Source organism: Streptomyces abikoensis (assembly GCF_014648775.1).
GTDB lineage: Bacteria > Actinomycetota > Actinomycetes > Streptomycetales > Streptomycetaceae > Streptomyces > Streptomyces abikoensis.
Window position 1 is genome coordinate 1457529 of sequence record NZ_BMRT01000001.1, and the last position, 26629, is coordinate 1484157.

The 26629-nt window shown below is 71.9% G+C and carries 23 protein-coding genes; 4 read left to right on the forward strand and 19 right to left on the reverse strand.

Annotated elements, in window-relative coordinates; all coding sequences use genetic code 11:
• Window positions 1–144: 144 nt before the first annotated feature.
• The 9 genes from IE096_RS06330 to IE096_RS06370 form a co-directional block, all read right to left on the reverse strand.
• A complete protein-coding gene (locus IE096_RS06330; RefSeq protein WP_189449190.1) occupies window positions 145–1044 on the reverse strand; it encodes a DUF5655 domain-containing protein in 900 nt (299 codons plus the stop codon).
• A 306-nt stretch (window positions 1045–1350) separates the two neighbouring features.
• Entirely contained in the window at window positions 1351–2679 is a 1329-nt protein-coding gene (locus tag IE096_RS06335; protein WP_189449192.1) for a class I SAM-dependent RNA methyltransferase, read from the reverse strand.
• Between the two features lie 163 nt (window positions 2680–2842).
• Window positions 2843–4894 (reverse strand): APC family permease, encoded by a 2052-nt coding sequence (locus tag IE096_RS06340; protein ID WP_189449195.1) that lies wholly within the window; start codon window positions 4892–4894, stop codon window positions 2843–2845.
• 114 nt (window positions 4895–5008) lie between these two features.
• Window positions 5009–6136, reverse strand: a complete 1128-nt coding sequence (locus IE096_RS06345; protein ID WP_229819956.1) for a cytochrome P450 family protein — start codon at window positions 6134–6136, stop codon at window positions 5009–5011.
• Window positions 6133–7569: a cytochrome P450 gene (locus IE096_RS06350; protein ID WP_229820000.1), complete on the reverse strand. Its 1437-nt coding sequence runs from the start codon at window positions 7567–7569 to the stop codon at window positions 6133–6135. Before IE096_RS06350 ends, IE096_RS06345 begins: the two co-directional genes overlap by 4 nt.
• Before the next feature lie 290 nt (window positions 7570–7859).
• Window positions 7860–8462 carry a GTP-binding protein gene (locus IE096_RS06355; protein ID WP_189449199.1) on the reverse strand — a complete coding sequence of 201 codons (603 nt, stop codon included), beginning with the start codon at window positions 8460–8462 and terminating at the stop codon, window positions 7860–7862.
• Window positions 8440–8802: a DUF742 domain-containing protein gene (locus tag IE096_RS06360; RefSeq protein WP_189449201.1), complete on the reverse strand. Its 363-nt coding sequence runs from the start codon at window positions 8800–8802 to the stop codon at window positions 8440–8442. Before IE096_RS06360 ends, IE096_RS06355 begins: the two co-directional genes overlap by 23 nt.
• Complete coding sequence (locus tag IE096_RS06365) at window positions 8799–9230, reverse strand: roadblock/LC7 domain-containing protein (RefSeq protein ID WP_189449684.1); 432 nt, start codon at window positions 9228–9230, stop codon at window positions 8799–8801. Before IE096_RS06365 ends, IE096_RS06360 begins: the two co-directional genes overlap by 4 nt.
• Window positions 9231–9238: 8 nt before the next feature.
• Window positions 9239–10867 carry an ATP-binding protein gene (locus IE096_RS06370; RefSeq protein WP_229819957.1) on the reverse strand — a complete coding sequence of 543 codons (1629 nt, stop codon included), beginning with the start codon at window positions 10865–10867 and terminating at the stop codon, window positions 9239–9241.
• A 482-nt stretch (window positions 10868–11349) separates the two neighbouring features.
• Here IE096_RS06370 and IE096_RS06375 point away from each other — a divergent pair, with 482 nt between their 5' ends.
• Together IE096_RS06375 and IE096_RS06380 are read left to right on the forward strand one after the other, a co-directional pair.
• The gene (locus IE096_RS06375; RefSeq protein ID WP_189449203.1) at window positions 11350–12018 is read left to right on the forward strand and encodes a potassium channel family protein; all 669 of its coding nucleotides are present in this window, start codon (window positions 11350–11352) and stop codon (window positions 12016–12018) included.
• 85 nt (window positions 12019–12103) lie between these two features.
• Window positions 12104–12781 carry a potassium channel family protein gene (locus IE096_RS06380; protein ID WP_189449205.1) on the forward strand — a complete coding sequence of 226 codons (678 nt, stop codon included), beginning with the start codon at window positions 12104–12106 and terminating at the stop codon, window positions 12779–12781.
• A 101-nt stretch (window positions 12782–12882) separates the two neighbouring features.
• On the opposite strand, the gene IE096_RS06385 is transcribed toward IE096_RS06380, so the two are convergent.
• From IE096_RS06385 to IE096_RS06400, 4 genes are all read right to left on the reverse strand, one after another.
• Window positions 12883–13614 (reverse strand): DUF3159 domain-containing protein, encoded by a 732-nt coding sequence (locus tag IE096_RS06385; RefSeq protein ID WP_189449207.1) that lies wholly within the window; start codon window positions 13612–13614, stop codon window positions 12883–12885.
• 3 nt (window positions 13615–13617) lie between these two features.
• Window positions 13618–14016, reverse strand: coding sequence for an OB-fold nucleic acid binding domain-containing protein (locus tag IE096_RS06390; RefSeq protein ID WP_126916472.1), 399 nt, complete (start codon window positions 14014–14016; stop codon window positions 13618–13620).
• A gap of 85 nt (window positions 14017–14101) precedes the next feature.
• Complete coding sequence (locus IE096_RS06395) at window positions 14102–14791, reverse strand: response regulator (RefSeq protein ID WP_126916471.1); 690 nt, start codon at window positions 14789–14791, stop codon at window positions 14102–14104.
• Window positions 14792–14882: 91 nt separating this feature from the next.
• Window positions 14883–17435 carry an ATP-binding protein gene (locus IE096_RS06400; protein ID WP_189449209.1) on the reverse strand — a complete coding sequence of 851 codons (2553 nt, stop codon included), beginning with the start codon at window positions 17433–17435 and terminating at the stop codon, window positions 14883–14885.
• 283 nt (window positions 17436–17718) lie between these two features.
• Between IE096_RS06400 and IE096_RS06405 the strand changes: the two genes are divergently transcribed.
• A complete protein-coding gene (locus IE096_RS06405; RefSeq protein WP_189449211.1) occupies window positions 17719–18258 on the forward strand; it encodes a GNAT family N-acetyltransferase in 540 nt (179 codons plus the stop codon).
• Window positions 18259–18358: 100 nt separating this feature from the next.
• On the opposite strand, the gene IE096_RS06410 is transcribed toward IE096_RS06405, so the two are convergent.
• The gene (locus IE096_RS06410; RefSeq protein ID WP_189449692.1) at window positions 18359–20224 is read right to left on the reverse strand and encodes an NAD(P)-binding protein; all 1866 of its coding nucleotides are present in this window, start codon (window positions 20222–20224) and stop codon (window positions 18359–18361) included.
• Between the two features lie 163 nt (window positions 20225–20387).
• On the opposite strand from IE096_RS06410, the gene IE096_RS06415 reads away from it, so the two are divergent.
• On the forward strand, window positions 20388–20885 hold the full coding sequence (locus IE096_RS06415) for an 8-oxo-dGTP diphosphatase (protein ID WP_189449213.1): 498 nt from the start codon (window positions 20388–20390) through the stop codon (window positions 20883–20885).
• A 56-nt stretch (window positions 20886–20941) separates the two neighbouring features.
• Here IE096_RS06415 and kdpC read toward each other — a convergent pair whose 3' ends face one another.
• From kdpC to IE096_RS06440, 5 genes are all read right to left on the reverse strand, one after another.
• A complete protein-coding gene (gene kdpC, locus IE096_RS06420) occupies window positions 20942–21592 on the reverse strand; it encodes a potassium-transporting ATPase subunit KdpC (RefSeq protein WP_189449214.1) in 651 nt (216 codons plus the stop codon).
• A gap of 5 nt (window positions 21593–21597) precedes the next feature.
• On the reverse strand, window positions 21598–23709 hold the full coding sequence (kdpB, locus tag IE096_RS06425; protein ID WP_189449216.1) for a potassium-transporting ATPase subunit KdpB: 2112 nt from the start codon (window positions 23707–23709) through the stop codon (window positions 21598–21600).
• Window positions 23706–25397: a potassium-transporting ATPase subunit KdpA gene (gene kdpA, locus IE096_RS06430; protein ID WP_189449218.1), complete on the reverse strand. Its 1692-nt coding sequence runs from the start codon at window positions 25395–25397 to the stop codon at window positions 23706–23708. The genes kdpB and kdpA overlap by 4 nt, the downstream gene beginning before the upstream one ends.
• 8 nt (window positions 25398–25405) lie before the next feature.
• The gene (kdpF, locus tag IE096_RS06435; RefSeq protein WP_043188605.1) at window positions 25406–25495 is read right to left on the reverse strand and encodes a K(+)-transporting ATPase subunit F; all 90 of its coding nucleotides are present in this window, start codon (window positions 25493–25495) and stop codon (window positions 25406–25408) included.
• A gap of 363 nt (window positions 25496–25858) precedes the next feature.
• The gene (locus IE096_RS06440; protein ID WP_229819958.1) at window positions 25859–26629 is read right to left on the reverse strand and encodes a DUF3710 domain-containing protein; all 771 of its coding nucleotides are present in this window, start codon (window positions 26627–26629) and stop codon (window positions 25859–25861) included.

Consider the following 26629-nt stretch of genomic DNA (forward strand, 5'->3'; position numbering starts at 1 on the left):
ACGCCCCTCACTCACCGGTTCCACACTGTCACCCACTCATAACGGCCCTCTGCCGAAGCTGGTCAAAGGGCTCCGCCACGACGCGCCACAACAGACAGGTGACGTCCGCCCCACACGAGACACAGCCCTGGACGCCGGTCGCAGCTACGCGGCCTGGTAACTCAGCCGGAACAGGTCTCCAGCGCGCTCCAAGTCCGCCTCAGACCGCAGGCGCACCTCGAGCGCCCCCGTGCCGTGGTGGCCGATCTCCCGTACGTCCCGGGTGAAGCCGGGGACGAGGTCGACCGTGTCCGGGTCCGCCTTGAGGTAGACGACGACCTCGCGCTGCTGCGTGCGGCCGACACAGGCGAAGTTCTTCAGCCGCCTGTAAGCGAGGTACTGCTTGCGCTCCACCTGCGTCACGTCATCGCCGAGCGACACCAAGACATCGTCCAAGGCCGATCGCAGCTCCTCCAGCGATCCGCCGGCGCCACAGGGCTGCACGATCGTCGTGTCGGCGCGATGACGCTCGCGCACGGCACGTCGCTCCTTGGCCGGCGGCGTCACGGAGACGACCGTCTCCAGGGCGAGCAGCTCGTGGCCGAAGTAGCGGTAGCTGACGAGGTCGATGTTGCGCTGGATCTCGCGGACGGCGTGGACGTCGTATCGCGTGAAGCTCTCCGCGACGCAGATCAGCCTGGGCACGCTCCACAGCACCTGAGCCGCCGCCGCTGCCCCGAGGCGTTCGCGGACCAGGAGCTGGAACTCGGCCCGATGGTCGGTCAGCCAGGAAAGGTAGAAGAGGCCCTGCGGGATTACACCCAAGCTCTGGCCACGCTTGTATTCGACGATCACGGGCGAACCGTTCTCGTCCAGGCCCAGCGAGTCGATCCGTCCGCCGTGCCGCGGTCCGGTGCTGTACTCGCTCGCCAGGAAGCGCACGCCCAACAGCGCCTCCATGTTCCTCTCGACCAGCTCCTGCAGATGCCGCTCACGCACCGCCGTGGCCGATACCACCTCTGCCGCGCCACCACCCGCGACGTTGAACAACCTCAGACTCGACACCCGTCCCCCTTGTCCTCGCGGATCACAACGATCCGCGAGGGCAGGATTGTTTCCGGAGGCGTGAGCGCACGTCAAAGGACTTCGGGAACAGCGTCGTGCACCCTGGGCAGGCCCTTCGCCCTGCCCAACACAACCGCCCGCCGACCGGACTCAAAGCCCAGTCGACGGGCGATTTTGTGCCCTCTGGCCACCCTCCCGACGAGCGTCACACGAGCGTCAGGAGAGCGTCACGAGCGTCATTTCAGCGTCAGAATTTCGCCCGTAACGCCCATAGCGCACATAATGCACACCAGGTAAAACCGCAGGTCAGAGGCCCTTTGCCGCAGGCTTGAGGATCGCGACGCACTCAACGTGATGGGTCATCGGGAACAGGTCGAACGCCCGCAGCTTCACCGGCTCGTACCCCGCCTCCGCGAAGTACTTGAGGTCGCGCGCCAGCGCTGCCGGGTCGCATGCCACGTACGCGATGCGGCGCGCACCCAGAGTGGCGAGATGCCGCACCGTCTCCTTGCCCGCACCGGCCCGCGGCGGGTCCAGGACGATGATGTCGGCGCTGTCGATGCGGGTGCGCGGGAGGACCGATTCGACCTTGCCCTGTTCGATGCGGACGCGGTCCAGGTCGCGGAGGTTGTGGCGGGCGTCCTCGACGGCGCGCTTGCCGGATTCGATGCCGAGGACGGCGCCCTTGTCGCCGACGCGCTCGGCGAGGGAGCCGGCGAAGAGGCCGACGCCGCAGTAGAGGTCGAGGGCCATGTCGCCCTTGCGCGGCATCAGGCCCTGCATGACGGCCTTGACGAGGGTGTCGGCGGCCTGGGGGTGGACCTGCCAGAAGCCGCCGGCGCCGACGCGGTAGGTGCGGTCGTCGGCGCGCTCGCGGACGAAGGCGCGGCCGTGGACGGGGTGGACCTGCTTGTCGCGCTCGCCGATGCGCATGACGGAGACGGGCTTGTCGAGCTCGACGATCGGCAGGCGGCCGCCCGGCTTGGGGGTGAGGATGACCTGGCGGTCGTGGGAGCCGGTGGCGGCGATGGCCTCGACCGAGGCGATCTGCGGCCACTCGCGCTTCTCGATGCCGAGCTCGCTGACGCCCTCGGCCGCGATCATGCAGTGGTCGATGACCTGGACCTCGTGGGAGCGGTGCTTGCGCAGGCCCGCGTGGCCCTCGGCGTCGATCGTGTACTGGACGCGGGTGCGCCAGGCCGGGACCTGGCCCGCGGGGAGCTTGTCGCCCTCGGCCGGCATGACCGTGCCGTCCCAGCCGGCCTCCTCCGGCGTGAGGCCCGCGAGGCGCATCAGCTGCTCCGCGATCACCTCGCCCTTGAGGCGGCGCTGCGCGCCCGGCTTCGCGTGCTGCCAGTCGCAACCGCCGCACTTGCCCGGGCCCGAGAAGGGGCAGGGGGCCGGTACCCGGTCCTTGGACGCCTCGAGCACACGAACCGCGTCCGCGCGGAGGAAGCGGGACGTCGACTCGCCCTCCGTCACCCTCGCCACCACGCGCTCGCCCGGCAGCGCGTGCCGTACGAACAGGACCCGGCCCGACTCCGTGCGCGCCACGCAGTGGCCGCCGTGGGCCACCGGGCCGACCTCGACCTCGTACTCGTGGCCGACCAGCGATGCTTCGGTCTCGTGCTGCATGACTGGTCGACTCCAGAAAGTAGAGAAAAGTAGAGAAGTGGGGAGACAAGAGGAAGGGGTGCGGGGGACCCCCTGGACAACAGCCGTCCAGTTTACGTCCCGCCGCACCCCATCAGCGACATCGGTCGCGACATCGGTGCCCCGCGTCGCTACTTCTTCGTCGCTACTTCTTCGTCGCCGCCTTCTCCTTCTTCGACTCCCCGACCGGGCCGCGGCGCACCGAGCCCGGCGCGTTCCACTCGGCGCGCTTGCGGGCGCGCCGCTTGGCGACCTCGGAGGAGTCCAGCTGCCACGGCACCGAGGTGACCATCACGCCCGGGGTGAAGAGCAGGCGGCCCTTCAGGCGCAGGGCGCTCTGGTTGTGCAGCAGGTGCTCGTACCAGTGGCCGACCACGTACTCGGGGATGTAGACGCTGACCGCGTCGCGCGGGCTCTCCTTGCGGAGGCCCTTGACGTAGTCGATGACGGGCCGGGTGATCTCTCGGTACGGCGAGTCGAGGATCTTCAGCGGGACGTCTATGCCGCGCCGGTGCCACTCCTCGCGCAGCGCCTTGGTCTCGGCCGCGTCGACGCTGATGCTCACGGCCTCCAGGGTGTCGGAGCGCATCAGCTTGGCGTAGGCCAGGGCCCGCAGGGTGGGCTTGTGGACCTTGGAGACCAGGACGATGGAGTGCACCCGGGACGGGCGGACGGTTTCCTCACCGGGCTCGTCGGGGGCGGCGATCTCCTCGGCGACCCGGTCGTAGTGGCGCCGGATGGCGGTCATGGTGGCGTAGAAGATCACCATGCCGAGGATGGCGACCCAGGCGCCGTGGGTGAACTTCGTGACCAGCACGACGACCAGGACCAGGCCGGTGAGGAAGCCGCCGAAGGTGTTGATGGCGCGGGAGCGCATCATGTGGCGGCGCTTGGCCGGGTCGGTCTCGGTCGCCAGGAGGCGGTTCCAGTGCCGGACCATGCCGGTCTGGCTCAGGGTGAAGGAGACGAACACGCCGACGATGTACAGCTGGATCAGCTTGGTGGAGTCCGCGCCGTAGATGTACGTCAGGACGGCGGCGGCGCCGGCGAGCAGCACGATGCCGTTGGAGAACGCGAGCCGGTCGCCGCGGGTGTGGAGCTGGCGGGGCAGGTAGCGGTCCTGGGCGAGGATCGAGCCGAGCAGCGGGAAGCCGTTGTACGCGGTGTTGGCCGCGAGGAACAGCACCAGTGCGGTGGCGGCCGCCAGCACGATGAAGAGGAACGATCCGTTGCCGAAGACGGCCTCGGCGACCTGCGAGATCACCGGGTTCTGGGTGTAGCCGTCGCCGACCGGCGTGCCGTTCTTCAGCAGGTCGGTGGCCGGGTTCTCGGCCATCCGCACCTTGGTGACCAGGGCCAGGGCGATGATGCCGCAGAACATGGTGACGGCCAGGCCGCCCATGAGGGCCAGGGTCGTCGCGGCGTTCTTGGACTTCGGCTTGCGGAAGGCGGGGACGCCGTTGCTGATCGCCTCGACGCCGGTGAGCGCGGCACAGCCGGAGGAGAAGGCGCGCAGCAGCAGGAAGACGAGGGCGAAGCCCGCGAGGCCGGTGTGCTCGGCGTTGATCGTGTAGTCGGCGGTGGGGGCCTTCATGGTGTCGCCCGCGATCAGGCCGCGGTAGGCACCCCAGGCGATCATCACGAAGACGCCGCCGACGAAGACGTAGGTGGGGATGGCGAAGAGCTTGCCGGACTCCTTGACGCCCCGGAGGTTCATCAGGGTCAGCAGCACGATCACGGCGATGGCGCACGCGGTCTTGTGCTCGACGACGAAGGGGATGGCGGAGCCGAGGTTCTCGATGCCGGAGGCGATGGAGACCGCGACGGTCAGGACGTAGTCGACGAGCAGGGCGCTGGCGACGGTCAGGCCCGCCTTGGGGCCGAGGTTGACGTTGGCGACCTCGTAGTCGCCACCGCCGCTCGGGTAGGCGTGGACGTTCTGGCGGTACGAGGCGACCACCGTGAACATCAGCACGACGACCGCCACCGCGATCCATGGGCTGAAGTGGTAGGCGGAGACGCCCGCCACGGACAGCACGAGAAGCACTTCGCCCGGCGCGTACGCCACGGAGGAGAGCGGGTCGGAGGCGAAGACGGGGAGGGCGATGCGCTTGGGGAGAAGGGTTTCTCCCAGCTTGTTGCTGTGCAACGCCCGGCCGATGAGGATCCGTTTCGGCAGGTCGGTCAGTTTGGACACGCAGAGGATCGTAAGGGTTCCGTATGGCTGTCGCCCACCCGCCACCCACCGGGAGCCGATCCGGCACACGCTACGCGATCACTCCCGGTGGGTAAAGGGCGGTTCAAATGCCGGCTACGGTCGCAGCCTCACCGGCAGCGCGCGATGGCCGTTGGAGATGAAGGACTCCACCGGGCTGAGCTCCTCCGGAGCCACCGCCAGCGACATCTCGGGGAAACGGGCGAAGAGGGCGGGCAGTGCGACGGCCGCCTCCAGCCGGGCCAGCGGGGCGCCGAGGCAGAAGTGCACTCCGTGACCGAAGGAGAGGTGCTCCTTGGTGGCACGCATCACATCGAACCGGTCGCCGTCGTCGCCGTAGATGCCGTGGTCGCGGCCGGCGGCGGCGTAGGCGGCGACGATGGCGTCGCCCTTGCGCAGCACCACTCCCCCGTCGGCTCCCCCGTCCGCTCCCCCGTCCAGCTCGATGTCCTCCACCGCGTAGCGCAGCGGGAGGTTGGCGACGGGCGCCTGGACGCGCAGGGCCTCCTCGATCACGTCGTCCCAGCCGACCTTGCCGTCACGGACGAGGGCGAGCTGCTCGGGGTGGGTGAGGAGGAGGTGAATGGCGTTGTCGAGGAGATTGACGGTGGTCTCGTGGCCCGCGCCGATCATCAGCAGGAGGGTGTCGACGAGCTCCTGCTCGTTCAGCTTGCCGTCCTCCTCGTCGCGGGCGGAGATCAGCACGCTGGTCATGTCGTCGCCGGGCGTCTCCCGCTTGGCGGCGACGAGGCCGCGCAGCAGGCCGTAGAGCTCGCTGTAGGTGGCGGTGACCTCCTCCGGGTCGGCGGAGGTGTGGAAGATCGAGTCGACGCAGCGGCGCAGGCCCTCGCGGGTGGACTCGTCCTCGACGCCGAAGAGCTCGCAGATGACCTGGATGGGGATGGGGTAGGCGTACTCCTCGCGCAGGTCGGCGACCGCGCCGGGCGGGGTGGCGTCGAGGCGGTCGAGGAGGTCCGCCGCCATCCGTTCGATGCGGGGGCGCAGGGCGGCGGTGCGGCGGGCGGTGAAGGCCTTGGCGACGAGGGTGCGCAGCCGCTTGTGGTCACTTCCGTAGGCGGTGAACATATTGGTCACCGCGACCCAGGTGTAGAGCGGCCACTCCGGGGAGATCTCGCCGTCGATCCAGGCGGGCCAGTGCCGGCGCGGGTCCTTGGAGACCCTCGGGTCGGTCAGCAGCCGCTTGAGCAGCGGCTGGCTGGTCACTGCCCACGCCACCACGCCCCCAGGGAGCTCCACACGGACCGCTTCCCCGAGGGCGCGGAGGCGGGCGGCTTCGCCGTGGATGTCACGGCCGGCGGGATCGATGGTGAAGGGGCATGCGGAGCGGTCCATCGGCGGTCTCCAGAGGTCTCGTCCGGGGTCGGCGCGGACGGCTGAGGGCGGGGGGCCATACCGGGGTGTTGAGGGGCCGTACCGGCGTGTACGGGCGGGGGCGCCGGCACGGGGACGGGCACCGGCGGGAAGCGCACCGGCAGCGCGGTGAGCGCGCGGTGGAAGGGGCCGGGCCGCCAGACGAGCCGGTCGGCGGGGACGGCCAGCTCCAGGTCCGGGAGCCGGTCCAGCAGCCGCTCGACGGCGGCGGCCGCGATGAGCCGGGCGGGGTCCTTGGCGGGGCAGTGGTGGGGGCCCGCGCTCCAGGCCAGGTGGGCGCGGTTGCCCGCGCGGCTGCCGGCCGGGTGGCCGGTGCGCAGGGCGGGGTCGGTGTTGGCGGCGGCGAAGCTGACCACCACGGGCTCGCCCGCGCGCAGCGGGACGTCGCCGAGGACGTCGTCGGCCAGGGGGTAGTGGACGGCGTAGTTGGCCATGGGCGGGTCGAGCCAGAGGACCTCGTCGAGGGCGTCGTCGACGGGCAGGCTGCCCCCGGCGAGGTCGCCGGCGAAGCGGTCGTCGGAGAGCAGCAGCCGCAGCGCGTTGGCGATCAGGTTCTGCTGGGGCTCGGTGCCCGCGCCGATCAGGACGACGAGCTGATGGAGCATCTCCTCGTCGCTGAGCCGGGCGGGGTGGGCCATCAGCCAGGAGATCACGTCCGCGCCGGGCTGCCGGCGCTTGAGGGCGATGAGCTCCAGGAGGCTGCTGGTGATCAGGGCGTCGGCGCGTTCGGCCTCGACGCCGTCGAAGATGCCGGAGAAGCCCTCGACGAGCCGGTCGCCGAGCTCGGGCGGGCAGCCGAAGAGCTGCTGGAAGACCAGCAGCGGGAGGGTCTTGGCGTAGCTGCCGAGCAGGTCGGCCTCGCCGAGCGCGGTGAAGCGGTCGATGAGGCTGTCGGCGCTGCGCTCGACGTAGCCGCGCAGGGCGTTGGGGTCGATCCGGGCGAGGCTGTCGTCGACGGCCTGGCGGTAGCGGCGGTGGTGGTCGCCGTCGGAGAACAGGCAGTTGGGCCGGTAGGCCATCATCGGCACCACCGGGTTGTCCGCCTCGACGCGGCCGTCGGCGAGGGCACGCCAGTGGCGGGCGTCCTTGACGAACCGGCCGGGGCTGCGCAGGACTTCGAGCGCGGCGCGGTAATCGGTGACGAGCACGGCCTTGACCCGGGGGGCGAGCTCCACGGGCGCGGCGGGCCCGTGCTGCCGCAGCCGCTGGTAGACGGCGTGCGGGTCGGCGGCGAAGTCGGGCCCGTAGAGCGGGGTGTATGTCACGGACGGCGCCTGCGGGGGGTACGCGGCGGGCGGTGCCGGCCGGCCGTACGTCGCGGGCGGCTCGGTGCGGGAGGCGCCCCATTCCGGCGACGGGTACGGCGTGGACTGTTCCCGTGAGGGGTACGCCGTGGGCTGTTCCCGCGACGGGTACGGCGTGGGCTGCTCACGCGAGGAGTACGTCGCGGGCTGTTCCCGTGAGGGGTTGGGCACGGGCGGCGCCTGCGAAGGGGGCGCCGTGGGCGGCGCCTGGTGCGCGGGGCACCCGGGGGGTGGTGCGTCCGGGCGGAAGGTCACACGTGCTCCTGGGCGGTGCGGGCGCTGAGGTATTCCACGAGGGTGATCAGGGCGCGGGTCGAGGAGACCCGGTCGCGGGCGTCACAGGTGATCAGCGGGGTCTCCGGGAGGAGGTCGAGGGCCTCGCGGATCTCCTCGTCGGGGTAGGTGGGGGCGCCGTCGAAGTGGTTGACGGCGACCGCGTACGGCAGCCCCAGCTCCTCGAGCAGCCCCATGACCTCGAAGGACTGGTCCAGCCGCCGGGTGTCGGCGAGGACGAGCGCGCCGAGCGCGCCCTGGGTCATGTCCTGCCAGAGCCGGGTGAAGCGCTGCTGGCCGGGCGCGCCGAAGAGATAGAGGACGAGGCTCTCGCTGAGGGTGAGCCGGCCGAAGTCCATGGCGACGGTCGTGGTGGTCTTGCCGTCGATGCCGGCCAGGTCGTCGACGAACGCGCCGGCCTGGGTCATGGTCTCCTCCGTGCGCAGCGGCCGGATCTCCGACAGCGAGCCGACGAAGGTGGTCTTGCCGACCGCGAAGTGCCCCACGACGAGGATCTTCGCCGCGGTCCGGACGGTACGGGGCAGGTAGACGGCTCCGTCAGAGGCGAGCGCGGAGTCCATCGAGCACCTCCTGGAGGATCTGGGCCTCGGGCAGCTCTGCCGAGGGGATGGGGGCCCGGGTGGAGAGGTGGCCGCTGTCGACGAGATCGCCGAGCAGCACCTTGACGACGCTGACGGGCAGCATCAGATGGCCGGCGATCTCGGCGACGGACAGGGCGCCGCCGAGACAGAGCTCCATGAGGGCGCGCTTCTCCGGACTGAGGCCGCCGAGCGGCCGGTCCTCGTGTGCCAGCACCAGGGTGACGAGGTCAAAGGTGTTGCGCGTGGGGTGGGAGCGGCCCTCGGTGACGACGTACGGGCGGACCAGCCCTTTGTCGCGTCGCGGCGCCGGCGGGGTCATGCCTGGCTGCCCGGGCCGCCCTGCCAGGTGTCCATGCCCTGCCGGGGCGGGCTCACCAGCTCCTTGCCGAGCCGGTCGACGGTCTTCTGCATGCGGTAGGTGACGGCTTCCATGTCGACGTTCTCGCTCGCCGAGACGGCGAGGTAGGCGCCGGGGCCGGCGGCGATGAGGAAGACGTAGCCGTGGGCGAACTCGATGAGCGTCTGCCGCCAGGGGCTGTCCTGGTTCCGCGGGTGGGTGCAGAACTCGGTGGTGGAGCGGCTGATGGACTGCAGCCCGGAGAGGGCGGCCGCCTGGCGCTCGGCCTCGTCGCGGTCGATGCCCTGGGAGTGGGCGCGCAGCATGCCGTCGGCGGAGAGCAGGATCGCGTGCCGGGCCTCCGGCATCTTGACGACCTCGTCCAGCATCCAGCCCAGCTCTTTGTTCATGTGGTCGTTCACGCGTGCGGGTTCCCTTCGTCTTCTGCGGGGGTGGGGGCGTGGGCGCCGGTCGGCCCACCGGCCGCGTCCCGGTCGCCGGGCAGCGGCGGGAAGCGGTGCTCCCCGGTGCGACCGGTGCGGGTGCCGCGGGCGAACGCGCCCATGCGCCGGGCGGTCTCCTCGGCCGAGCGCTCCGGGGGGATGTCGGCGGGCGGCATCGGCGCGGCCGGGCGGGAGTGGCGCTGCTGTCCGGGCGCGGGCTGCCTGCGACGGCGTTTGGGCAGCCCGCCCGCGGTGGAGCCGGTCACGTGCGGGGCGCCGGGGGCTTGCGGGGTGTCGGCGCCGTGCGGGGTCTCGCCGGGGTGCGCGGTAGGAGTGTCGCCGGGGTGCGCGGTATCGGTGCTGTGCGGAGCGACCGGCGGGCGCGGCGTCGCCCGGGGGGTGGTGTGCGGCGTGCCCGTGTCCTCGGCCGGCCGGTCCGCGCCGGCGCCGTACGCGGGCGGCGGCTCCTGCGGGGCGTGGGTGCGCTCCGGGTGGCGGGTGCGCGAGCGGGAGGGGCCGCGCGGGGCGGGCACGGTCGGCGTGTGGCGCGGCTCCTCGCCCCGGCCGCGCTCCCGCAGGGGCGTCGTCCCGGGTCCGTCCAGCTCCAGCTGGGTGAGCAGCGCGGAGGGCAGGAACAGGACCGCGCGGACACCGCCGTACGGGGAGCGGGTGTCGACCGAGACGCTGAAGCCGTAGCGCGCGGCGAGCACGCCGATCACGGGGTAGCCGAACTGCGGGGGGTCGCCGAGGCGGGAGACGTCCACCGCCCGCCGGCCCGAGAGCATGGCGACGGCTTCCTGGATCTCCCGGCCGTCCATGCCCACGCCCGCGTCGTCGATGACGACGCACGCGCCGTTGTGCACCGGCTGGAGGCTGACCTCGACGGTGGTGTTGGGCTGGGAGTGTCGGGCGGCGTTGTCGAGGAGCTCGGCGACGGCGAGGACGACGGGCTCGACGACCCGGCTGACGACGGCGAGCTCGTTCTGGCCGCTGTGCACCCGGACGCGGCGGTAGTCACGGATCCGGGAGGTGGCGCCCCGGACCACGTCGGTCAGCGGGGAGGCGACGCGCTGCCGGCCGGGCCAGGAGCCGCAGAGCACGGCGATGGCCTGCGCGCGCCGGCCGAACTGGGCGTTGGCGTGGTCGATCTCCAGCAGGTCGCGCAGGACGTCGGGGTTGTCGTGCCGCTCCTGCATCTCCGAGATGGCCAGCTGCTGTTCGTGCGCCAGGCCCTGGAGCGCGCGCATGGACGCCTTGAGCGCGGCCTTCGCGGACTGGTCCGCCCGGCTCTGCGCCTTCTCCACGGCCTGGGCGAAGAGGTCCATCACATCCTGGAGGCGCTGCGCGAAGACGGTGCCGGCGAGCCGCGCGTCGAGCGGCCCGGGCAGCGGCACCTCCTGGCTGACGGCGTCCGCGACGGCGGGCAGCCGGACACCGACCAGATGCCCGATCTCCTCGTCACGTGCCTGGACGCTCTCCTCCAGCTGGGCGACACGCCTGCGCAGTCCGGCGGTGATCGAGCGCTGACGGGTCAGCAGCACCGCGACCGCGGCCACCGCGACGACCAGACACCAGATCACCACCTGGGATATGTGATCAGACATCAATTCCTCTTGGCCGAAGGGAGCTTGCGGTCGGAGGGACAGGTCGGTAGCTCCCTGACGTCCCGTCCGGAAGCGGAATACGCGGATCATCCTAACCGCGTACATGACCATGCGTCCGATCTTCGTCACGAGTCCCGAACATGCTTGCGCATGCCTTTCGTCCCTTCAAGGGAATGGGGTTCACGTCACCCCGATTCGGGGGTGCCGGGAGGGGTACGGAAACCCCCGTCACCCCCTCCCCCGGGGCAGCGGTACGAAGGGCCCCGGCCCCCGTGCCGCCCCCGGTCGGAGGTCCTGGCGCCCGGTCCCGCGGGGGTTGCGGATACGGTGGTGACATGCGCTCGGTGCGGACAAAACTCCCATCGGGCACATCGCGTCGTACCCTCGGGCCCCCGCCCGTCGGGCCGTGAGTCGAGGAAGAAAGTTGTGAGCAGGGTGTTGGTGCAGGTCAGCGCGGTAGTCCGGAGCTTGGGGCAGGCGTAATGCACATCGTGATCATGGGGTGCGGGCGAGTGGGCTCGGCCCTCGCGCAGACCCTTGAGCAGCAGGGCCACACGGTCGCCGTGATCGACCAGGACCCGACGGCCTTCCGCCGTCTGGGCTCCGGGTTCGGCGGGCGCCGGGTGACCGGCGTCGGCTTCGACCAGGACACCCTGCGCGAGGCGGGTATCGAGGAGGCCGGCGCCTTCGCCGCCGTGAGCAGCGGCGACAACTCCAACATCATCGCGGCCCGGGTGGCCCGGGAGATGTTCGGCGTCGAGAACGTGGCGGCCCGGATCTACGACCCCCGCCGCGCCGAGGTCTACCAGCGGCTCGGCATCCCGACCGTGGCCACCGTACGGTGGACCGCCGACCAGATGCTGCGGCGGCTGCTGCCGTCCGGCGCGGAGCCGCTGTGGCGCGACCCCAGCGGTGGCGTGCAGCTCGCCGAGGTGCCCATCTCCGAGGAGTGGGTCGGCCACAAGGTCAGCGTCCTCCAGGACGAGACCGGGGTGCGCGTGGCGTTCCTCACCCGACTGGGCGAGGCGATGCTGCCGACGTCCTCCACGGTGCTGCAGGAGGGCGACCTGGTGCACGTGATGATGCGCAGCGACGAGGTCGAGAAGGTCGAAGCGGCGTTCTCCGCGGGTCCCGAGGAGGCGCACCGGTGAGCGACGCACACGCGGCCGCTCAGCCGCGGACGACGTACGACGCGCGCTTTCGCCGCGTGGGCGGAGAAGCGAACGGAGTAATGCTGTGAGGGTCGCTATTGCTGGTGCCGGGGCCGTCGGCCGTTCCATCGCGGGCGAGCTGCTGGAGAACGGGCACGAGGTCCTGCTGATCGACAAGGCCCCCTCGGCCATCTCGGTGGAGCGGGTGCCGCTGGCGGAGTGGCTGCTGGCCGACGCCTGCGAGATCACCTCGCTCGACGAGGCGGCGCTCCAGCGCTGCAACGTGGTCATCGCCGCGACCGGTGACGACAAGGTCAACCTGGTCGTCTCGCTGCTCGCCAAGACCGAGTACGGGGTGCCCCGGGTCGTGGCCCGGGTGAACAACCCCAAGAACGAGTGGCTCTTCAACGAGTCCTGGGGCGTGGACGTCGCCGTCTCCACCCCGCGTCTGATGTCCGCGCTGGTCGAGGAGGCCGTGAGCGTCGGCGACCTGGTGCGGCTGCTGCGCTTCAGCCAGGGCGACGCCAACCTCGTCGAGCTCACCCTGCCGCCGGAGTCGGCGCTGGCCGGCACCCGTGTCGGCGACGTGGACTGGCCGGAGGACACCTCGCTGGTCACCATCATCCGCGGCAACCGCGTGCTCACCCCCAACCGGGAGGACGCGCTGGAGGCCGGCGACGAGCTGCTGTTCGTGGCCGCCCCGGCCCGCGAGGAGCAGCTGGAGGACCTGCTGTCGGTGCGCCGCGAGAGCACCGCCGACTGAGTCCGGCCGTACACGCGCCGAGGGCCCCCGGGAACGATTCCCGGGGGCCCTCCGTGTTCGTCGGCCGCGTTCGGCCGCGTCCGTCGGCGCCGTACGGCCGCTCAGCGCGCCGTCGCCTCCGCCTCGCGCTCCGCGCGCTCGGCCGCCTCCATCTCCGCGAAGACGTCGATCGGCGGCGGGGCCTTGGAGAGGAAGATCCAGGTCAGATAGACCGACAGCAGCATCGGCGGGATGCCCAGGGCCACCTTCACCCAGCCCAGCTGGGTGACGTCACCCCACCAGTAGAGGGGGAAGAGGACCGCCGACTTGGCGAGCAGGATCAGCCCCCAGGCCCAGCTGGCCTTGGTGTAGGCGACCTTCCGGCCGGGGTTGCGGGTGCGCCAGGAGAGGTTCTCCTTGAACACCGGGCCCAGGATCAGGCCCATCAGCGGATAGCCGGCCAGGGCCGAGACGATGTAGCCCACCGCCAGGCCCAGGGTGTAGAGCATGCCCGGCAGGTAGAAGTTCTTGGCGTCGCCGGACATCATCGCGAAGACCGCGCCGAAGGCCACGCCGAAGACACCGCTGAAGGCGTGCTTGAGGGTGTCCTTGCGGACCAGGCGGGCGATGCCCAGGAGGAGCGAGAGGCCCAGCGCGGCGATGGCCGCGATGTGGATGTCCCGCTTGACCGTGTATATCGCGACGAAGACCAGGCCGGGGACGGTGGTCTCCACCATGCCGCGCACGCCGCCGAAGGCCTCGAAGAGGGCGGCCTCGGTGGCCGCCCTCGAGTCCGCGCCCTGCGCGTCCCGCGTGGCTTCCTGCTGATCCGTCGGCTTGTCGAAGGACGGCAACGGCTACTCCTGTCCGAGCGGTCGGAGTTCGTATCGGGGATTGAACAGCACCCTCCGGCCGCGGCTCATGGAGATCCGCCCGGAAGCGATCAGCTTACGGCCGGGCTCTATGCCCGCGATGGACCGACGGCCGAGCCAGACCACGTCGAGCGCGGCCGAGCCGTCGAACAGCTCCGCCTCCAGGGCGGGCACGCCGGCGCGGGGCCGGAGGGTGACCGTCCGCAGGGTGCCGGTGACCTTGACGATGGCACGGTCGTCGCAGTCGCAGATCCGGGTGCAGCCCGTGGCCTCCGTGTCCTGCTGGAGCTCGGCGTGATGGAGCTCCTCCTGGGAGGACGACAGCCGGTCGAGCATCCGGCGGAAACGGCCGGTCGGCTTCTCGGGACGGGGTACGGCACTCATGTCCCCAGCGTACCGGGGGCCCACGCGATCGGGATCAGCCTCGACGCGCCCGGCGCGGCCCCGGACCCCCGGCCGGCGCGGCCCCTCACCCCTCGAAGCGGTAGCCCATCCCCGGCTCCGTGATGAAGTGCTTGGGGTGCGAGGGGTCGAGTTCCAGCTTGCGGCGGAGCTGGGCCATGTACACCCGCAGGTAGTTCGTCTCCGTGCCGTACGACGGCCCCCAGACCTCCTGGAGCAGCTGCTTCTGGCTGACGAGACGGCCCGTATTGCGTACCAGCACTTCCAGCAGGTGCCACTCCGTCGGCGTGAGGCGTACGTCCTTCCCGCCGCGGTTGACCTTCTTCGCCGCGAGGTCGACCGTGAAGCCCTCGGTCTCGACGATCGCGTCGTCGCCCGCCGCCGACACGCCCGTCGGCTCGGCCCGCCGCACGGCGGCCCGCAGCCGGGCCAGCAGCTCGTCCATGCCGAACGGCTTGGTGACGTAGTCGTCGGCGCCCGCGTCGAGCGCCTCGACCTTCTCGTCGGAGGTCTGGCGGGCGGAGAGGACGAGGATCGGCACCCGGGTCCAGCCGCGCAGGCCCTTGATGACCTCGACGCCGTCCATGTCGGGCAGGCCGAGGTCGAGGATGACCACGTCGGGGTGGCGCGCGGCGGCGAGCTGGAGCGCGGTGGCGCCGTCGGGCGCGGCGTCGACCTCGTACTTCCGCGCCTTGAGGTTGATCACGAGCGCGCGGACGATCTGCGGCTCGTCATCCACCACGAGCACCCGGTTCATGCTGAACCACCTCTGCTGTTCGTGCGGGCCCCGCCAAGGGGTCCCGGGATTCCGTCGGGGTTGCTGCGGGGGCCGCGCCGCGACCCGGGCCTCACGAGGTGGCCTGGGCCGGAAGGTCCGGCCGTACGGGCGGCCGGCCGGCGGCCGCCCGCAGGGTCAGGACCATGGTCATCCCGCCGCCGGGGGTGTCCTCGGCGGCCAGCGTGCCGCCCATGGCCTCGGCGAAGCCGCGGGCGACCGCGAGGCCGAGGCCGACGCCGGCGCCGCGCGGCGCGTCGCCGTAGCGCTGGAAGGGCTCGAAGATGCGGTCCTTGGCGCTGTCCGGGACGCCGGGCCCCTGGTCCGCGACCCGGACCTCGACCCGGTCCCCCAGGGCGCTGGCGGACACCAGGACCCGGGAGCCGTCGGGGCTGTACTTGACCGCGTTCTCCACGACGTTCGCCACGGCGCGCTCCAGCAGGCCGGGGTCGACGGCCACCATCGGCAGCGTCTCGGGGATGTCGAGGACGACGCTGCCCTCGGGGACGCCGCCCAGCGCCATCGGGACGACCTCGTCGAGGTCGATCTCCCGGATCAGCGGGGTGACGGTGCCGGTCTGGAGGCGGGACATGTCGAGGAGGTTGCCGACGAGGTGGTCGAGGCGGTCGGCGCCGTCCTCGATGCCGGCGAGCAGCTCGGCCTCGTCCTCCTCCGACCAGGCGACGTCGTCGGAGCGCAGCGAGGTGACGGACGCCTTGATGCCGGCCAGCGGGGTCCGCAGGTCATGGCTGACGGCGGCCAGCAGGGCCGTGCGGATGCGGTTGCCCTCGGCGAGCGCGCGGGCCTCCTCCGCCCGGTCCACCAGCCGCTGCCGGTCCAGGACGACCGCGGCCTGCGCGGCGAAGGCGGCCAGCACCCGGCGGTCCTCGGCGGGCAGCACCCGGCCGGAGAGCGCGAGGGCCATGTTGTCGCCGACGGGCATGTCGACGTCCGCGTCCTCGGGGCGCAGCAGGGGCTTGCCGTTGCTGGTGACGACGCTGCTCGCGCAGGTCCAGGGGTCGACCTCGCTGGCGCGTTCCAGCAGCGCCACCGACTCCATGCCGAAGGTCTCGCGGACCCGTTCCAGCAGGACGTCCAGGCTCGTCTCGCCGCGCAGGACGCTGCCGGCGAGGAAGGAGAGGATCTCCGACTCCGCGCGCAGCCGGGCTGCCTGGTGGGTGCGGCGCGCGGCGACGTCGACGACGGACGCCACGGAGACCGCGACGAAGACGAAGATCGCGATCGCGATGATGTTCCGGGTGTCGGTGATCGTCCACTGGTGGACGGGCTCGACGAAGTAGTAGTTGAGCAGCAGCGAGCCGAAGGCCGCCGACGCCAGGGCCGGGAGCATGCCGCCCAGCAGGGCCGCGCCGACCGTCGCGCACAGGAACAGCAGCATGTCGTTGGCGAGGCCCAGGTCCGGGACGACCCGCGTCAGCATCAGGCTGAGCACCGCCGGGCCGGCCACGCCGACCAGCCAGCCGGCCACGAGCCGGCCCCGGCCGAGCCGGGCGCCTCGGGCCACGGGCAGGCCGCGGCCCTTGGCGACCTCGTCGTGGGTGACGATGTGGACGTCGAGGTCGGGGCCGGAGTCCCGGGCGACGGTCGCGCCCACGCCGGGCCCGAAGATGTACTGCCAGGTCTTGCGGCGGCTGGACCCGAGCACGATCTGGGTGGCGTTCACCCCGCGCGCGAACTCCAGCAGCGAGGCGGGGACGTCGTCGCCTATGACGTGGTGGAACGTGCCGCCCAGGTCCTCGACGAGGGTGCGCTGGACGGCCAGCTCCTTCGGGGAGGCCGAGGTCAGCCCGTCGCTGCGGGCGATGTAGACCGCGAGGATCTCGCTGCCGGAGCCCTTGGCGGCCATGCGGGCGGCGCGGCGGATGAGCGTACGGCCCTCGGGGCCGCCGGTGAGGCCGACGACGATGCGCTCGCGGGCGTGCCAGATGGTGGAGACGTCGTGCTCGGTGCGGTACTGCCGCAGGTACTCGTCGACCCGGTCGGCCGTCCACAGCAGGGCCAGCTCGCGCAGGGCGGTCAGGTTGCCGGGGCGGAAGTAGTTGGAGAGGGCCGCGTCGACCTTGTCGGGCTTGTAGATGTTGCCGTGCGCCATGCGGCGGCGCAGGGCCTGCGGCGACATGTCGACCAGCTCTATCTGGCCCGCGCGGCGCACGACCTCGTCGGGGACGGTCTCGCGCTGGCGGACGCCCGTTATCGACTCGACCACGTCGCCCAGCGACTCCAGGTGCTGGATGTTGACGGTGGAGATCACGTCGATGCCGGCCTGGAGCAGCTCCTCGACGTCCTGCCAGCGCTTGGTGTTGCGGGAGCCGGGGACGTTGGTGTGGGCGAGCTCGTCGACGAGGGCGACGGCCGGGCGGCGGGCGAGGATCGCGTCCACGTCCATCTCGGTGAAGCGCGAGTCCCGGTAGACGAGCTCCCGCCGGGGCACCTCCTCCAGGCCGTGGAGCATGACCTCGGTGCGCGGGCGGCCGTGGTGCTCCACGAAGCCGACCACGACGTCCGTGCCACGCTCCACGCGGCGGTGCCCTTCGGAGAGCATGGCGTAGGTCTTGCCGACGCCCGGTGCCGCGCCGAGGTAGATCCGGAGGTTGCCGCGTCCCATGGCCCCTATTGTCTTTCACGAGTCGCGGCGGTGTGCAGGCTGCCGCGTATCCCCGACCTTACGACCAGAGTTTTGGACATTTCGGGCGGTAGCCGGTCGGGGGGCAGGTATTGACGCAGTCCTGACGCGTCGGGCCGTAACCGCCGGCCCGCAGGTCGGAGGCGCGACGGCGGCCGGGCGGACGGAAATCCGGTGCGGCGCTCCGGGCGTCCCGGCGAGAATGACGCGGCCGGACCCCCGGCACACCGCCGCATCACCCCGCCGACGCGAGGAGGCCGTCACCATGCCCGAGCCGCGCACCGCGCACACCTCCGATCTCACCGCCGCCGAACTGGCCGCGATCCGCGCCCTGCTGGACGACTCCTTCGAGGGCGACTTCTCGGACGACGACTGGGACCACGCGCTGTGCGGCATCCACGCCACGGTGTGGGAGGGTGACGCCCTCCTCGCCCACGGCGCCCTGGTCCAGCGCCGGCTGCTGCACGGCGGCCGCGCGCTGCGCACGGGCTATGTCGAGGCCGTGGCCGTGCGCGCGGACCGCCGCCGCGAGGGCCTCGCGTCGGCGGTGATGGGGGCGCTGGAAGGGGTGCTGCTGCGGGGCGGGTACGAGCTGGGCGGCCTCGGCGCCTCGGAGGAGGCGGCTCCGCTGTACACGGGCAGGGGCTGGCGGCAGTGGCGGGGCCCGCTGTCGGTCCTGGCCCCGTCGGGGATGCGGCGCATCCCGGAGGAGGCCGGGAACGTCTACGTCCTTCCGGTGGGCGCGCCGGGGCCGGATCTGGACGGGGAGCTCGTCTGCGACTGGCGGGCGGGGGACGTGTGGTGAGCCGGCGCTGACGGCCGGGTCCGGCATCGGGGCCCGGCGTGGGCCCCGATGCCGGGCGACGCCCGGAGGGGTCGGTCGTGGTCGCCCCGGCGGGCGCCCCTCATGTCGTCCGGCCGCCGCCCGTGTCCGTACGGGAGCGGGGGCGGCGGTCCAGCAGCTGCGCCAGGCCCTCCCGGGTCGCGGCCACGATCACCCGCTCGCCGGGGGCCAGGACGTGCCCGGGCGGCGGGTCCCAGCGCGGCGTCGCCTCCGGGCCGCCCAGGGCGAGGAGCCGCCAGGCGCCGGGGCTGAAGGCCTCCCCCGCCGTACGTCCCTGGAGCGCGGCGTGGCCCTCGACCTCCACGGCGGCGATGAGGACGACCTTCCGCTCGACGGGGACGGCCCCCAGGATCTGACGCCCCATCATCGCGCCCGCGAAGGCCGGGGCCACCAGCGAGGAGACGCTGCGGCTGCGGGTGAGGGCCTGGGGGTGGGAGTCCCGCAGGGTGCGGTAGACCGCGCCGGCGAAGCGGTCGTCGTACAGCCGCATGACCACTCGAAGGTCGGGTTTGACGCCTCGCGCGTACAGAACGGCTTCCAGGTTCGTGATGTCGCTACTGGTGAGCGCCAGCAGGGTGCGGCTGTCGGCGATCTTGGCCGCCTCCAGGACGCCGTCCTCCGTGATGTCGCCGATGACCGTGGGAACCCGCAGCGAGCGGGCGAGGGCGACGCCCCGGGCCTGCGGGTCGCGCTCCACGCAGACCACCGGGATGCCGAGCTCCCGCAGCCGGGCCAGCACCCGCGCCCCGATCTTGCCGAGCCCCAGCAGCACCACGTGCCCGGACAGCCCGCGCGGCGGCCGCGGCAGCGCCGAGGCGGACCGGAACGTACCGAGGCCCTCCAGGGCCGCCGCCACCAGCAGCGGCAGCAGCAACAGCCCCAGCAGCCCGGACAGCAGCTGGAGGATCTGCCGTCCCATGGGCTGTCCGATGGCCGGGTCGTTGATGGCGAAGAGGTCCAGCAGGGACAGATACGCGGCGTGCACCGGCGCGTCCCCCGTCACCAGCCACGACGCGACCGCCAGCCCGCACACGGCCGCCGCCAGCCCCGCCAGCGCCCAGCGCAGCCGCCGGGAGAAGAACGACCCCAGCGGCAGGCTGCGCGCCGCCGCGAACCGCGAGGACGGCGGTGGCGGCGGCGCCGCGAACCGCACGGTCTCCAGCACGATCCGCCCCCGCCGCCCGGCCCGCGCCACCTGCCGCTCGTCGGGCAGCAGCACCGGCCCGTCGCCGTCCGAGAGCAGAGCGAGGGTGATCGCCCCGGGCCCCGCGTCCTCCCCGCCCGGCCCCGGGGCGGGCGCGGGCCGTTCCACGGCGCGCAGCATCAGGTCCCCCGCCTCGATGGCCTTGCTGGTGCCCGTCACGGCGGCGGCCACCAGCGCCGGGGCGGCGGTGTCCGCGTCGGAGAGCACCGTGGTGGTCCCGGCGTCGGCGTCGCCCACCAGGGCGGCCTGGTCGAGGAGCTCCTCCAGGTACTGGCCGAGGCGGCGGTTGTAGAGCCGGATGACCAGCCGCAAGCGGGGGTTGAGCCGTCGGGCGCGCATCGCGGCGTTGACGTTCGTCTCGTCGTCCTCGTAGACGAGCGCCAGCGCGACGGCCCGTTCGACACCGGCCTGCGTCAGCGCCTCGTCGTCCGGCTCGGCCGCCTCGACGACCCTTACCGGCCCACCGGACGAACCGTCGGTCCCGGCCGGCCCGTTGGGCGCGGACGGACCGCCGGGGCCGGCCGCGCCGTTGGGGCCGTTCGCGCCCCGCCCGACCGCGCCCGTCACCCGCCCGAAGAGCGCGGCGGCCCGCCCCGCGACCGCCACGGGGCGGCGCCGGTCGTCACGGGCGGGCGGCAGCACCAGGACGACCCGCTCGCCGTGCACGCCCGACAGCTCCGCCGTGAGCCGGTGCGCCAGGCCGTCGTCACCGCACACGACCATGTGCGGGGCGGACGAGGCGACATGGGACTGCTGAGGTAAGGAGGCCACGCCCCTACAGTGCCCTGCCGCGGCCCCTGACGCCGCGCCATTTACCGAGGACGCGCGGGCCGTCCCCCGTACGAACGGGGCCCGCGCCGCCCGGGAGTGCGCGATGATGCGGGACATGACCTTGACGCCGATGTGTCTGTGCCTGGTGACCCGGACCGCCGCCGACGGTCAACGGGAGGTGCTGCTGGGCCGGAAGAAGCGGGGCTTCGGCGCGGGCAACGTCGTGGGCCTCGGCGGCCATGTGGAGGCCGGGGAGAGCCCGGCACGGGCCGCGGTGCGCGAACTGCTGGAGGAGTCCTCGCTGGTCGCGCCCGAGTCGGCGCTGCGCCCGGCGGCGAAGCTCGTCTTCCGTTTCCCCGCCCGCCCGCACTACGACCAGGAGGTGACGGTCTTCGTCACCGGCACGGCCACCGGCACCCCGCGCGAGTGCGACGAGATCGCACCGGCCTGGTACCCGGTGCGCGCGCTGCCGCTGGAGGCGATGTGGGACGACGCCGGGCACTGGATGCCCGACGTGCTCGAAGGGCACTACGTCGACGCGGAGTTCACCTTCGCCGACGACTGCCTGACCGTCGCCGCGGCACGGGTCCGGGCGGAGCCGGTGGCCGGCTGACCCTGCCGGGCCTCTCGTCACCGCGCACGCGCGGGGTGACGAGAGGCCCAGGGGGATCAGCCCTTGGCGAGCTTCTTCAGGGCGATGTTGAGCTGGAGGACGTTGACGTGCTCCTCGCCCATGAAGCCGAGGATCCGGCCGTCCACGTGGTCCTCGACGAGCTTGTCGACCTTGGCCTCCGGCAGGCCGTTGGCCTTGGCCACGCGCTTGGCCTGGAGCCGGGCGTAGTCCGGGGAGATGTGCGGGTCGACACCGGAGGCCGAGGCCGTCAGGGCGTCCACCGGCACGGATGCCGGGGAGACGCCGTTGAAGGCGGCGACGTCGGCGCGGCGCTGCTCGACGCTGTTCAGCAGGACCTTGCTGTCGGCGGCGAGGTTGGAGGCGCCGGAGACGAGCAGCTTGTAGCGGGTGTTCTCGGTGTTGGGGCCGGCGGCCGAGGGGCGGGGCTGGAAGTACTGGGGGTCCGGCAGGGGGTTGCCGTCCTTGTCCTTCTTGTCCGCGAGGTTGAAGCTCTGGCCGAGGAGTTCGGAGCCCACGGACTTGCCGTCGACCTTGATCTCGGAGCCGTTGGCCTTGTCGTTGAAGGCGGCCTGGGCGATGCCGGTGACGACGAGCGGGTAGATCACACCGCAGATGACCGTGAGGACGAGCAGGGCGCGCAGCCCCGCGCCGAGCAGCCGGATCGTGTTCTGTACGGAGTTGTTCACGGTGGTCACCCGATGCCAGGGATGAGGGAGATGAGCAGGTCGATGATCTTGATGCCGATGAACGGGGAGATCAGGCCGCCCAGTCCGTAGATCAAGAGGTTGCGGCGGAGCATGGCGTCCGCGCTCATCGGGCGGTAGCGCACGCCCTTGAGGGCGAGCGGCACCAGGGCCACGATGATCAGCGCGTTGAAGATGACGGCGGACAGGATCGCGGACTTCGGCGAGGCCAGGCCCATGATGTTGAGCTTGTCGAGACCGGGGTAGGCCACGGCGAACATCGCGGGGATGATCGCGAAGTACTTCGCGACGTCGTTGGCGATGGAGAACGTGGTCAGCGCGCCACGGGTGATCAGCAGCTGCTTGCCGATCTCGACGATCTCGATGAGCTTGGTGGGGTTGGAGTCCAGGTCCACCATGTTCCCGGCCTCCTTGGCGGCCGAGGTACCGGTGTTCATGGCCACGCCCACGTCCGCCTGGGCCAGTGCCGGGGCGTCGTTGGTGCCGTCGCCGGTCATCGCCACCAGCTTGCCGCCGGCCTGCTCGCGCTTGATGAGCGCCATCTTGTCCTCGGGCGTGGCCTCGGCGAGGAAGTCGTCGACACCGGCCTCCTCCGCGATGGCCCGGGCCGTCAGCGGGTTGTCACCCGTGATCATGACGGTCTTGATGCCCATGGCGCGCAGCTCGTCGAACCGCTCGCGCATGCCCTCCTTGACGACGTCCTTGAGGTGGATGACGCCCAGGACGCGCGGACCCTTGTCGTCCTCGACCGCGACGAGGAGCGGCGTGCCGCCGGCCTGCGAGATGTCGTCGGTCAGCCGGGTGGCGTCGTCGGCGACGGTGCCGCCGCGCTCCTTCACCCAGGCCACGACCGAGCCGGTCGCGCCCTTGCGGACCTTGCGGCCGTCGACGTCCACGCCGGACATCCGGGTCTGGGCGGTGAAGGGGATCCACTCGGCGCCCACCAGCTCGCCCTCGTGGCGCTCGCGCAGGCCGTACTTCTCCTTGGCGAGGACGACGATCGAGCGGCCCTCGGGCGTCTCGTCGGCCAGCGAGGAGAGCTGGGCGGCGTCCGCCACCTCGGCGGCCATGGTGCCCTTGACGGGCACGAACTCGGCGGCCTGGCGGTTGCCGTAGGTGATGGTGCCGGTCTTGTCGAGCAGCAGCGTGGAGACGTCGCCCGCGGCCTCCACCGCGCGCCCGGACATCGCCAGGACGTTGCGCTGGACGAGCCGGTCCATGCCCGCGATGCCGATGGCGGAGAGCAGCGCGCCGATGGTCGTCGGGATGAGGCAGACCAGCAGGGCGGCCAGCACGATCATCGTCTGCTCGGCGCCCGCGTAGATCGCGAAGGGCTGGAGGGTGACGACGGCGAGCAGGAAGACGATGGTGAGCGAGGCCAGCAGGATGTTGAGCGCGATCTCGTTCGGCGTCTTCTGCCGGGCGGCGCCCTCGACCAGGTTGATCATCCGGTCGATGAAGGTCTCGCCCGGCTTGGTCGTGATCTTGATGACGACGCGGTCGGAGAGGACCTTCGTACCGCCGGTGACCGCCGAGCGGTCGCCGCCGGACTCGCGGATGACGGGGGCCGACTCGCCGGTGATGGCCGACTCGTCGACGGAGGCCACGCCCTCGACGACGTCGCCGTCGCCCGGGATGACGTCGCCCGCCTCGCAGACGACCAGGTCGCCCACGCGCAGCTCGGTGCCGGCCACCGACTCCTCGCCGCCGTCGCCGGTCAGGCGGCGCGCGACCGTGTCGGTCTTCGCCTTGCGCAGCGTGTCGGCCTGGGCCTTGCCGCGCCCCTCGGCGACGGCCTCGGCGAGGTTGGCGAACAGGACGGTCAGCCAGAGCCAGATCGTGATCGTCCAGCCGAACCAGTCGCCCGGGTTCTTCAGCGCCAGCCCGGTGGTGACCACCGAGCCGACCTCGACCACGAACATCACCGGGGACTTGACCATGACCCGGGGGTCGAGCTTCTTGAACGCGTCCGGCAGGGACTTGAGCAGCTGCGCCGGGTCGAAGAGACCGCCGGCGACGCGGCCGGGCTCCTGGGCGCCGTGCCCGTCGACGTCCTTGGGGTCCTCGGAGGTGGGTCGGACAGGGGTGGTCGTGCTCATGAGAGTCCCTCCGCCATCGGGCCAAGGGCCAGGGCCGGGAAGTAGGTCAAGCCGGTGATGATGAGGATCGCGCCGACGAGCAGGCCCGCGAACAGCGGCTTCTCGGTGCGCAGGGTGCCCGCGGTCTCGGGGACGGGCTTCTGCTCGGCGAGCGAGCCGGCCAGCGCCAGGACGAAGACCATCGGCAGGAAGCGGCCGAGCAGCATCGCCAGGCCGATCGTGGTGTTGTACCACTGCGTGTTGGCGTTCAGGCCCGCGAAGGCCGAGCCGTTGTTGTTGGCGCCGGAGGTGAAGGCGTAGAGGACCTCGGAGAAGCCGTGGGCCCCGCTGTTGTTCACCGAGTTCGACGCGCCGTTGAGGATCGAGCCGGGCGGCGTGGACAGGGCCATGGACAGCGCGGTGAAGCCGAGGACCAGGGTCGGGGTGATGAGGATGTAGCACGCGGCGAGCTTGATCTCGCGGGTGCCGATCTTCTTGCCGAGGTACTCGGGCGTGCGGCCGACCATCAGGCCCGCGATGAACACCGCGATGATCGCCATCACGAGCATGCCGTAGAGGCCGGAGCCGACGCCGCCGGGAGCGATCTCGCCGAGCATCATGCCCAGCAGGGTGATGCCGCCGCCGAGGCCGGTGAAGGAGGAGTGGAAGGAGTCCACGGCGCCGGTCGAGGTGAGCGTGGTCGTGGTTGCGAAGATCGCGGAGGCGCCGACGCCGAAGCGCTGCTCCTTGCCCTCCATCGCGCCGCCGGCGGCCTGGAGCGCCGCTCCGTGGTGCGCGTACTCGGTCCACATCATCAGCGCGGTGAAGCCGAGCCAGATGACGCCCATCGTCGCCAGGATCGCGTAGCCCTGCTTGACGTTGCCGACGAGCTTGCCGAAGGTACGGGTCAGCGCGAAGGGGATGACGAGGATCAGGAACGCCTCGAAGAGGTTGGTGAAGGCGTTGGGGTTCTCGAACGGGTGGGCGGAGTTGGCGTTGAAGTAGCCGCCGCCGTTGGTGCCGAGCTCCTTGATGACCTCCTGCGAGGCCACGGCGCCGCCGTTGACCTGCTGGCTGCCGCCCGCCAGCTGCCCGATCCCGTGGATGCCGGCGAAGTTCTGGATGGCGCCGCAGGCGACGAGGACCAGCGCGCCGACCACCGAGAGGGGGATCAGGATGCGGATCGTGCCGCGCACCAGGTCGGCCCAGAAGTTGCCCAGCTCGCCGGTGCGGGAGCGGGCGAAGCCCCGGACGAGGGCGACGGCGACGGCCATGCCGACCGCGGCGGAGACGAAGTTCTGCACCGCGAGGCCGAGCGTCTGCACGGCGTGGCCCATGGCCTGCTCGCCGGAGTACGACTGCCAGTTGGTGTTGGCCACGAACGAGGCGGCGGTGTTGAACGCCTGGTCCGGGCTGATCGCGGTGAAGCCGAGCGAGAGCGACTCCGGCAGCACGCCCTGGACCCGCTGGAGCAGGTAGAGGAAGAGGAGGCTGACGGCGGAGAAGGCGAGGACGCCGCGCAGATAGGCGGGCCAGCGCATTTCGGCGCCGGGGTCGGCGCCTATCAGGCGGTAGATCCATTTCTCGGCGCGCAGGTGCTTCTCGGAGCTGTAGACGCGGGCCATGTAATCGCCGAGCGGGATGTACACCAGGGCCAGCGCGCCGATGAGCGCGACGAGCTGAAGAATTCCGGAGAGGACGGGACTCATGTCTGTGCTCAGAACCTCTCCGGGAAAACGAGGGCGAGGATCAGGTAGCCCAGCAGGGCGACGGCCACGACGAGGCCGACGATGTTCTCGGCGGTCACAGCTTCGTCACCCCCTTGGCGACGAGAGCCACCAGTGCGAAGACCGCGATGGTGGTGACGACGAAGGCCACATCGGCCATCGTGTGCTCCTAGAGAGGTTCGGAAGAACGGACCCCTAGAGGAAACCTCCACTACCGTCCGGTAGCACTTCCGTTGACGCCTCCCTTACGGCCATTAGCGCCCCCTTGACGAGATCCTGACGCGGACGCTCCGGACCTGCGGAAACGTTCCGGAAACGCCGCTGGGCCGGAACCCGTATTACGGGTTCCGGCCCAGCGAAACAGCGTATTCAGGCCGCCCGGCGGCCCTTTCGGCAGCCACCCGGCGGTCTTTCCGGCACCGGCGTCCTTCCGGCGGCTCGGGTCAGCGGATCTCGCTGATCTCCGGGCCGCGCTGGAGACGGTCCACCCCGCCGGCGAAGCGGGAGCCCGGCTCCTCCTGCTGCTGGAGCCCCTCGGCCACCATCTGCGCGTCCTCGGGCAGCTTCAGGACGATCGGGTCGCGCGGCGCCATCGGGGAATCCCCGCGCACCACGACCGTGTCCCGGAAGACCTGCTCCAGCAGCCCGGCGGTCTGCGGCTGCACCGCGCCCTGGCCGGAGATCACACCGCGCAGGAACCAGCGCGGACCATCACAGCCGACGAAACGGACGAGCTGGACGCCCTGGGTGCCGTCCGGCAGCGCCACGGGCACCTGGGCCCGCAGCTCCCAGCCGAGCGGACCCTCGACCTCGTCCACGACACCGCCCTGCTGGGTGATGCCGGCCGCGATCTCCTCGCGGACCTCGCCCCAGATGCCCTCGCGCTTGGGGGCGGCGAACGCCTGGAGCTGGACGGCGCTGTCGCGCAGCACCACGGTCGCGGCGACGATGGCCTCGCCGGCGACCTCGACCCGCAGCTCCATGCCCTCGACGCCGGGCACGAACAGTCCGCCCAGGTCCACCCGGCCCTCGGCGGGGTCCCCGACCTCGGAGGCGTCCCACGGACCGTCGGGGCGCGGCCCCGGCTCCAGCCGGATCCGGCTCTCGGCCGCGGTGGCCTCTGCGGCCCGGGAGTCCTCAGTCAACTCCTCGGAGGCCACGTCGTCGATACGATCGACAACGTCCTCGCTGCGCTTGCGGCGACGACCGAACAC

Excerpts from the sequence above, each read along its gene's own strand:
- IE096_RS06335 (WP_189449192.1), bottom strand. The coding sequence starts at position 2,679 with ATGCAGCACGAGACCGAAGCATCGCTGGTCGGCCACGAGTACGAGGTC.
- IE096_RS06355 (WP_189449199.1), bottom strand. The coding sequence starts at position 8,462 with ATGGACTCCGCGCTCGCCTCTGACGGAGCCGTCTACCTGCCCCGTACC.
- IE096_RS06360 (WP_189449201.1), bottom strand. The coding sequence starts at position 8,802 with ATGACCCCGCCGGCGCCGCGACGCGACAAAGGGCTGGTCCGCCCGTAC.
- IE096_RS06365 (WP_189449684.1), bottom strand. The coding sequence starts at position 9,230 with ATGAACAAAGAGCTGGGCTGGATGCTGGACGAGGTCGTCAAGATGCCG.
- IE096_RS06370 (WP_229819957.1), bottom strand. The coding sequence starts at position 10,867 with ATGTCTGATCACATATCCCAGGTGGTGATCTGGTGTCTGGTCGTCGCG.
- IE096_RS06375 (WP_189449203.1), top strand. The coding sequence starts at position 11,350 with ATGCACATCGTGATCATGGGGTGCGGGCGAGTGGGCTCGGCCCTCGCG.
- IE096_RS06390 (WP_126916472.1), bottom strand. The coding sequence starts at position 14,016 with ATGAGTGCCGTACCCCGTCCCGAGAAGCCGACCGGCCGTTTCCGCCGG.
- IE096_RS06395 (WP_126916471.1), bottom strand. The coding sequence starts at position 14,791 with ATGAACCGGGTGCTCGTGGTGGATGACGAGCCGCAGATCGTCCGCGCG.
- IE096_RS06400 (WP_189449209.1), bottom strand. The coding sequence starts at position 17,435 with ATGGGACGCGGCAACCTCCGGATCTACCTCGGCGCGGCACCGGGCGTC.
- IE096_RS06405 (WP_189449211.1), top strand. The coding sequence starts at position 17,719 with ATGCCCGAGCCGCGCACCGCGCACACCTCCGATCTCACCGCCGCCGAA.
- IE096_RS06410 (WP_189449692.1), bottom strand. The coding sequence starts at position 20,224 with ATGGTCGTGTGCGGTGACGACGGCCTGGCGCACCGGCTCACGGCGGAG.
- IE096_RS06415 (WP_189449213.1), top strand. The coding sequence starts at position 20,388 with ATGACCTTGACGCCGATGTGTCTGTGCCTGGTGACCCGGACCGCCGCC.
- kdpB (WP_189449216.1), bottom strand. The coding sequence starts at position 23,709 with ATGAGCACGACCACCCCTGTCCGACCCACCTCCGAGGACCCCAAGGAC.
- kdpA (WP_189449218.1), bottom strand. The coding sequence starts at position 25,397 with ATGAGTCCCGTCCTCTCCGGAATTCTTCAGCTCGTCGCGCTCATCGGC.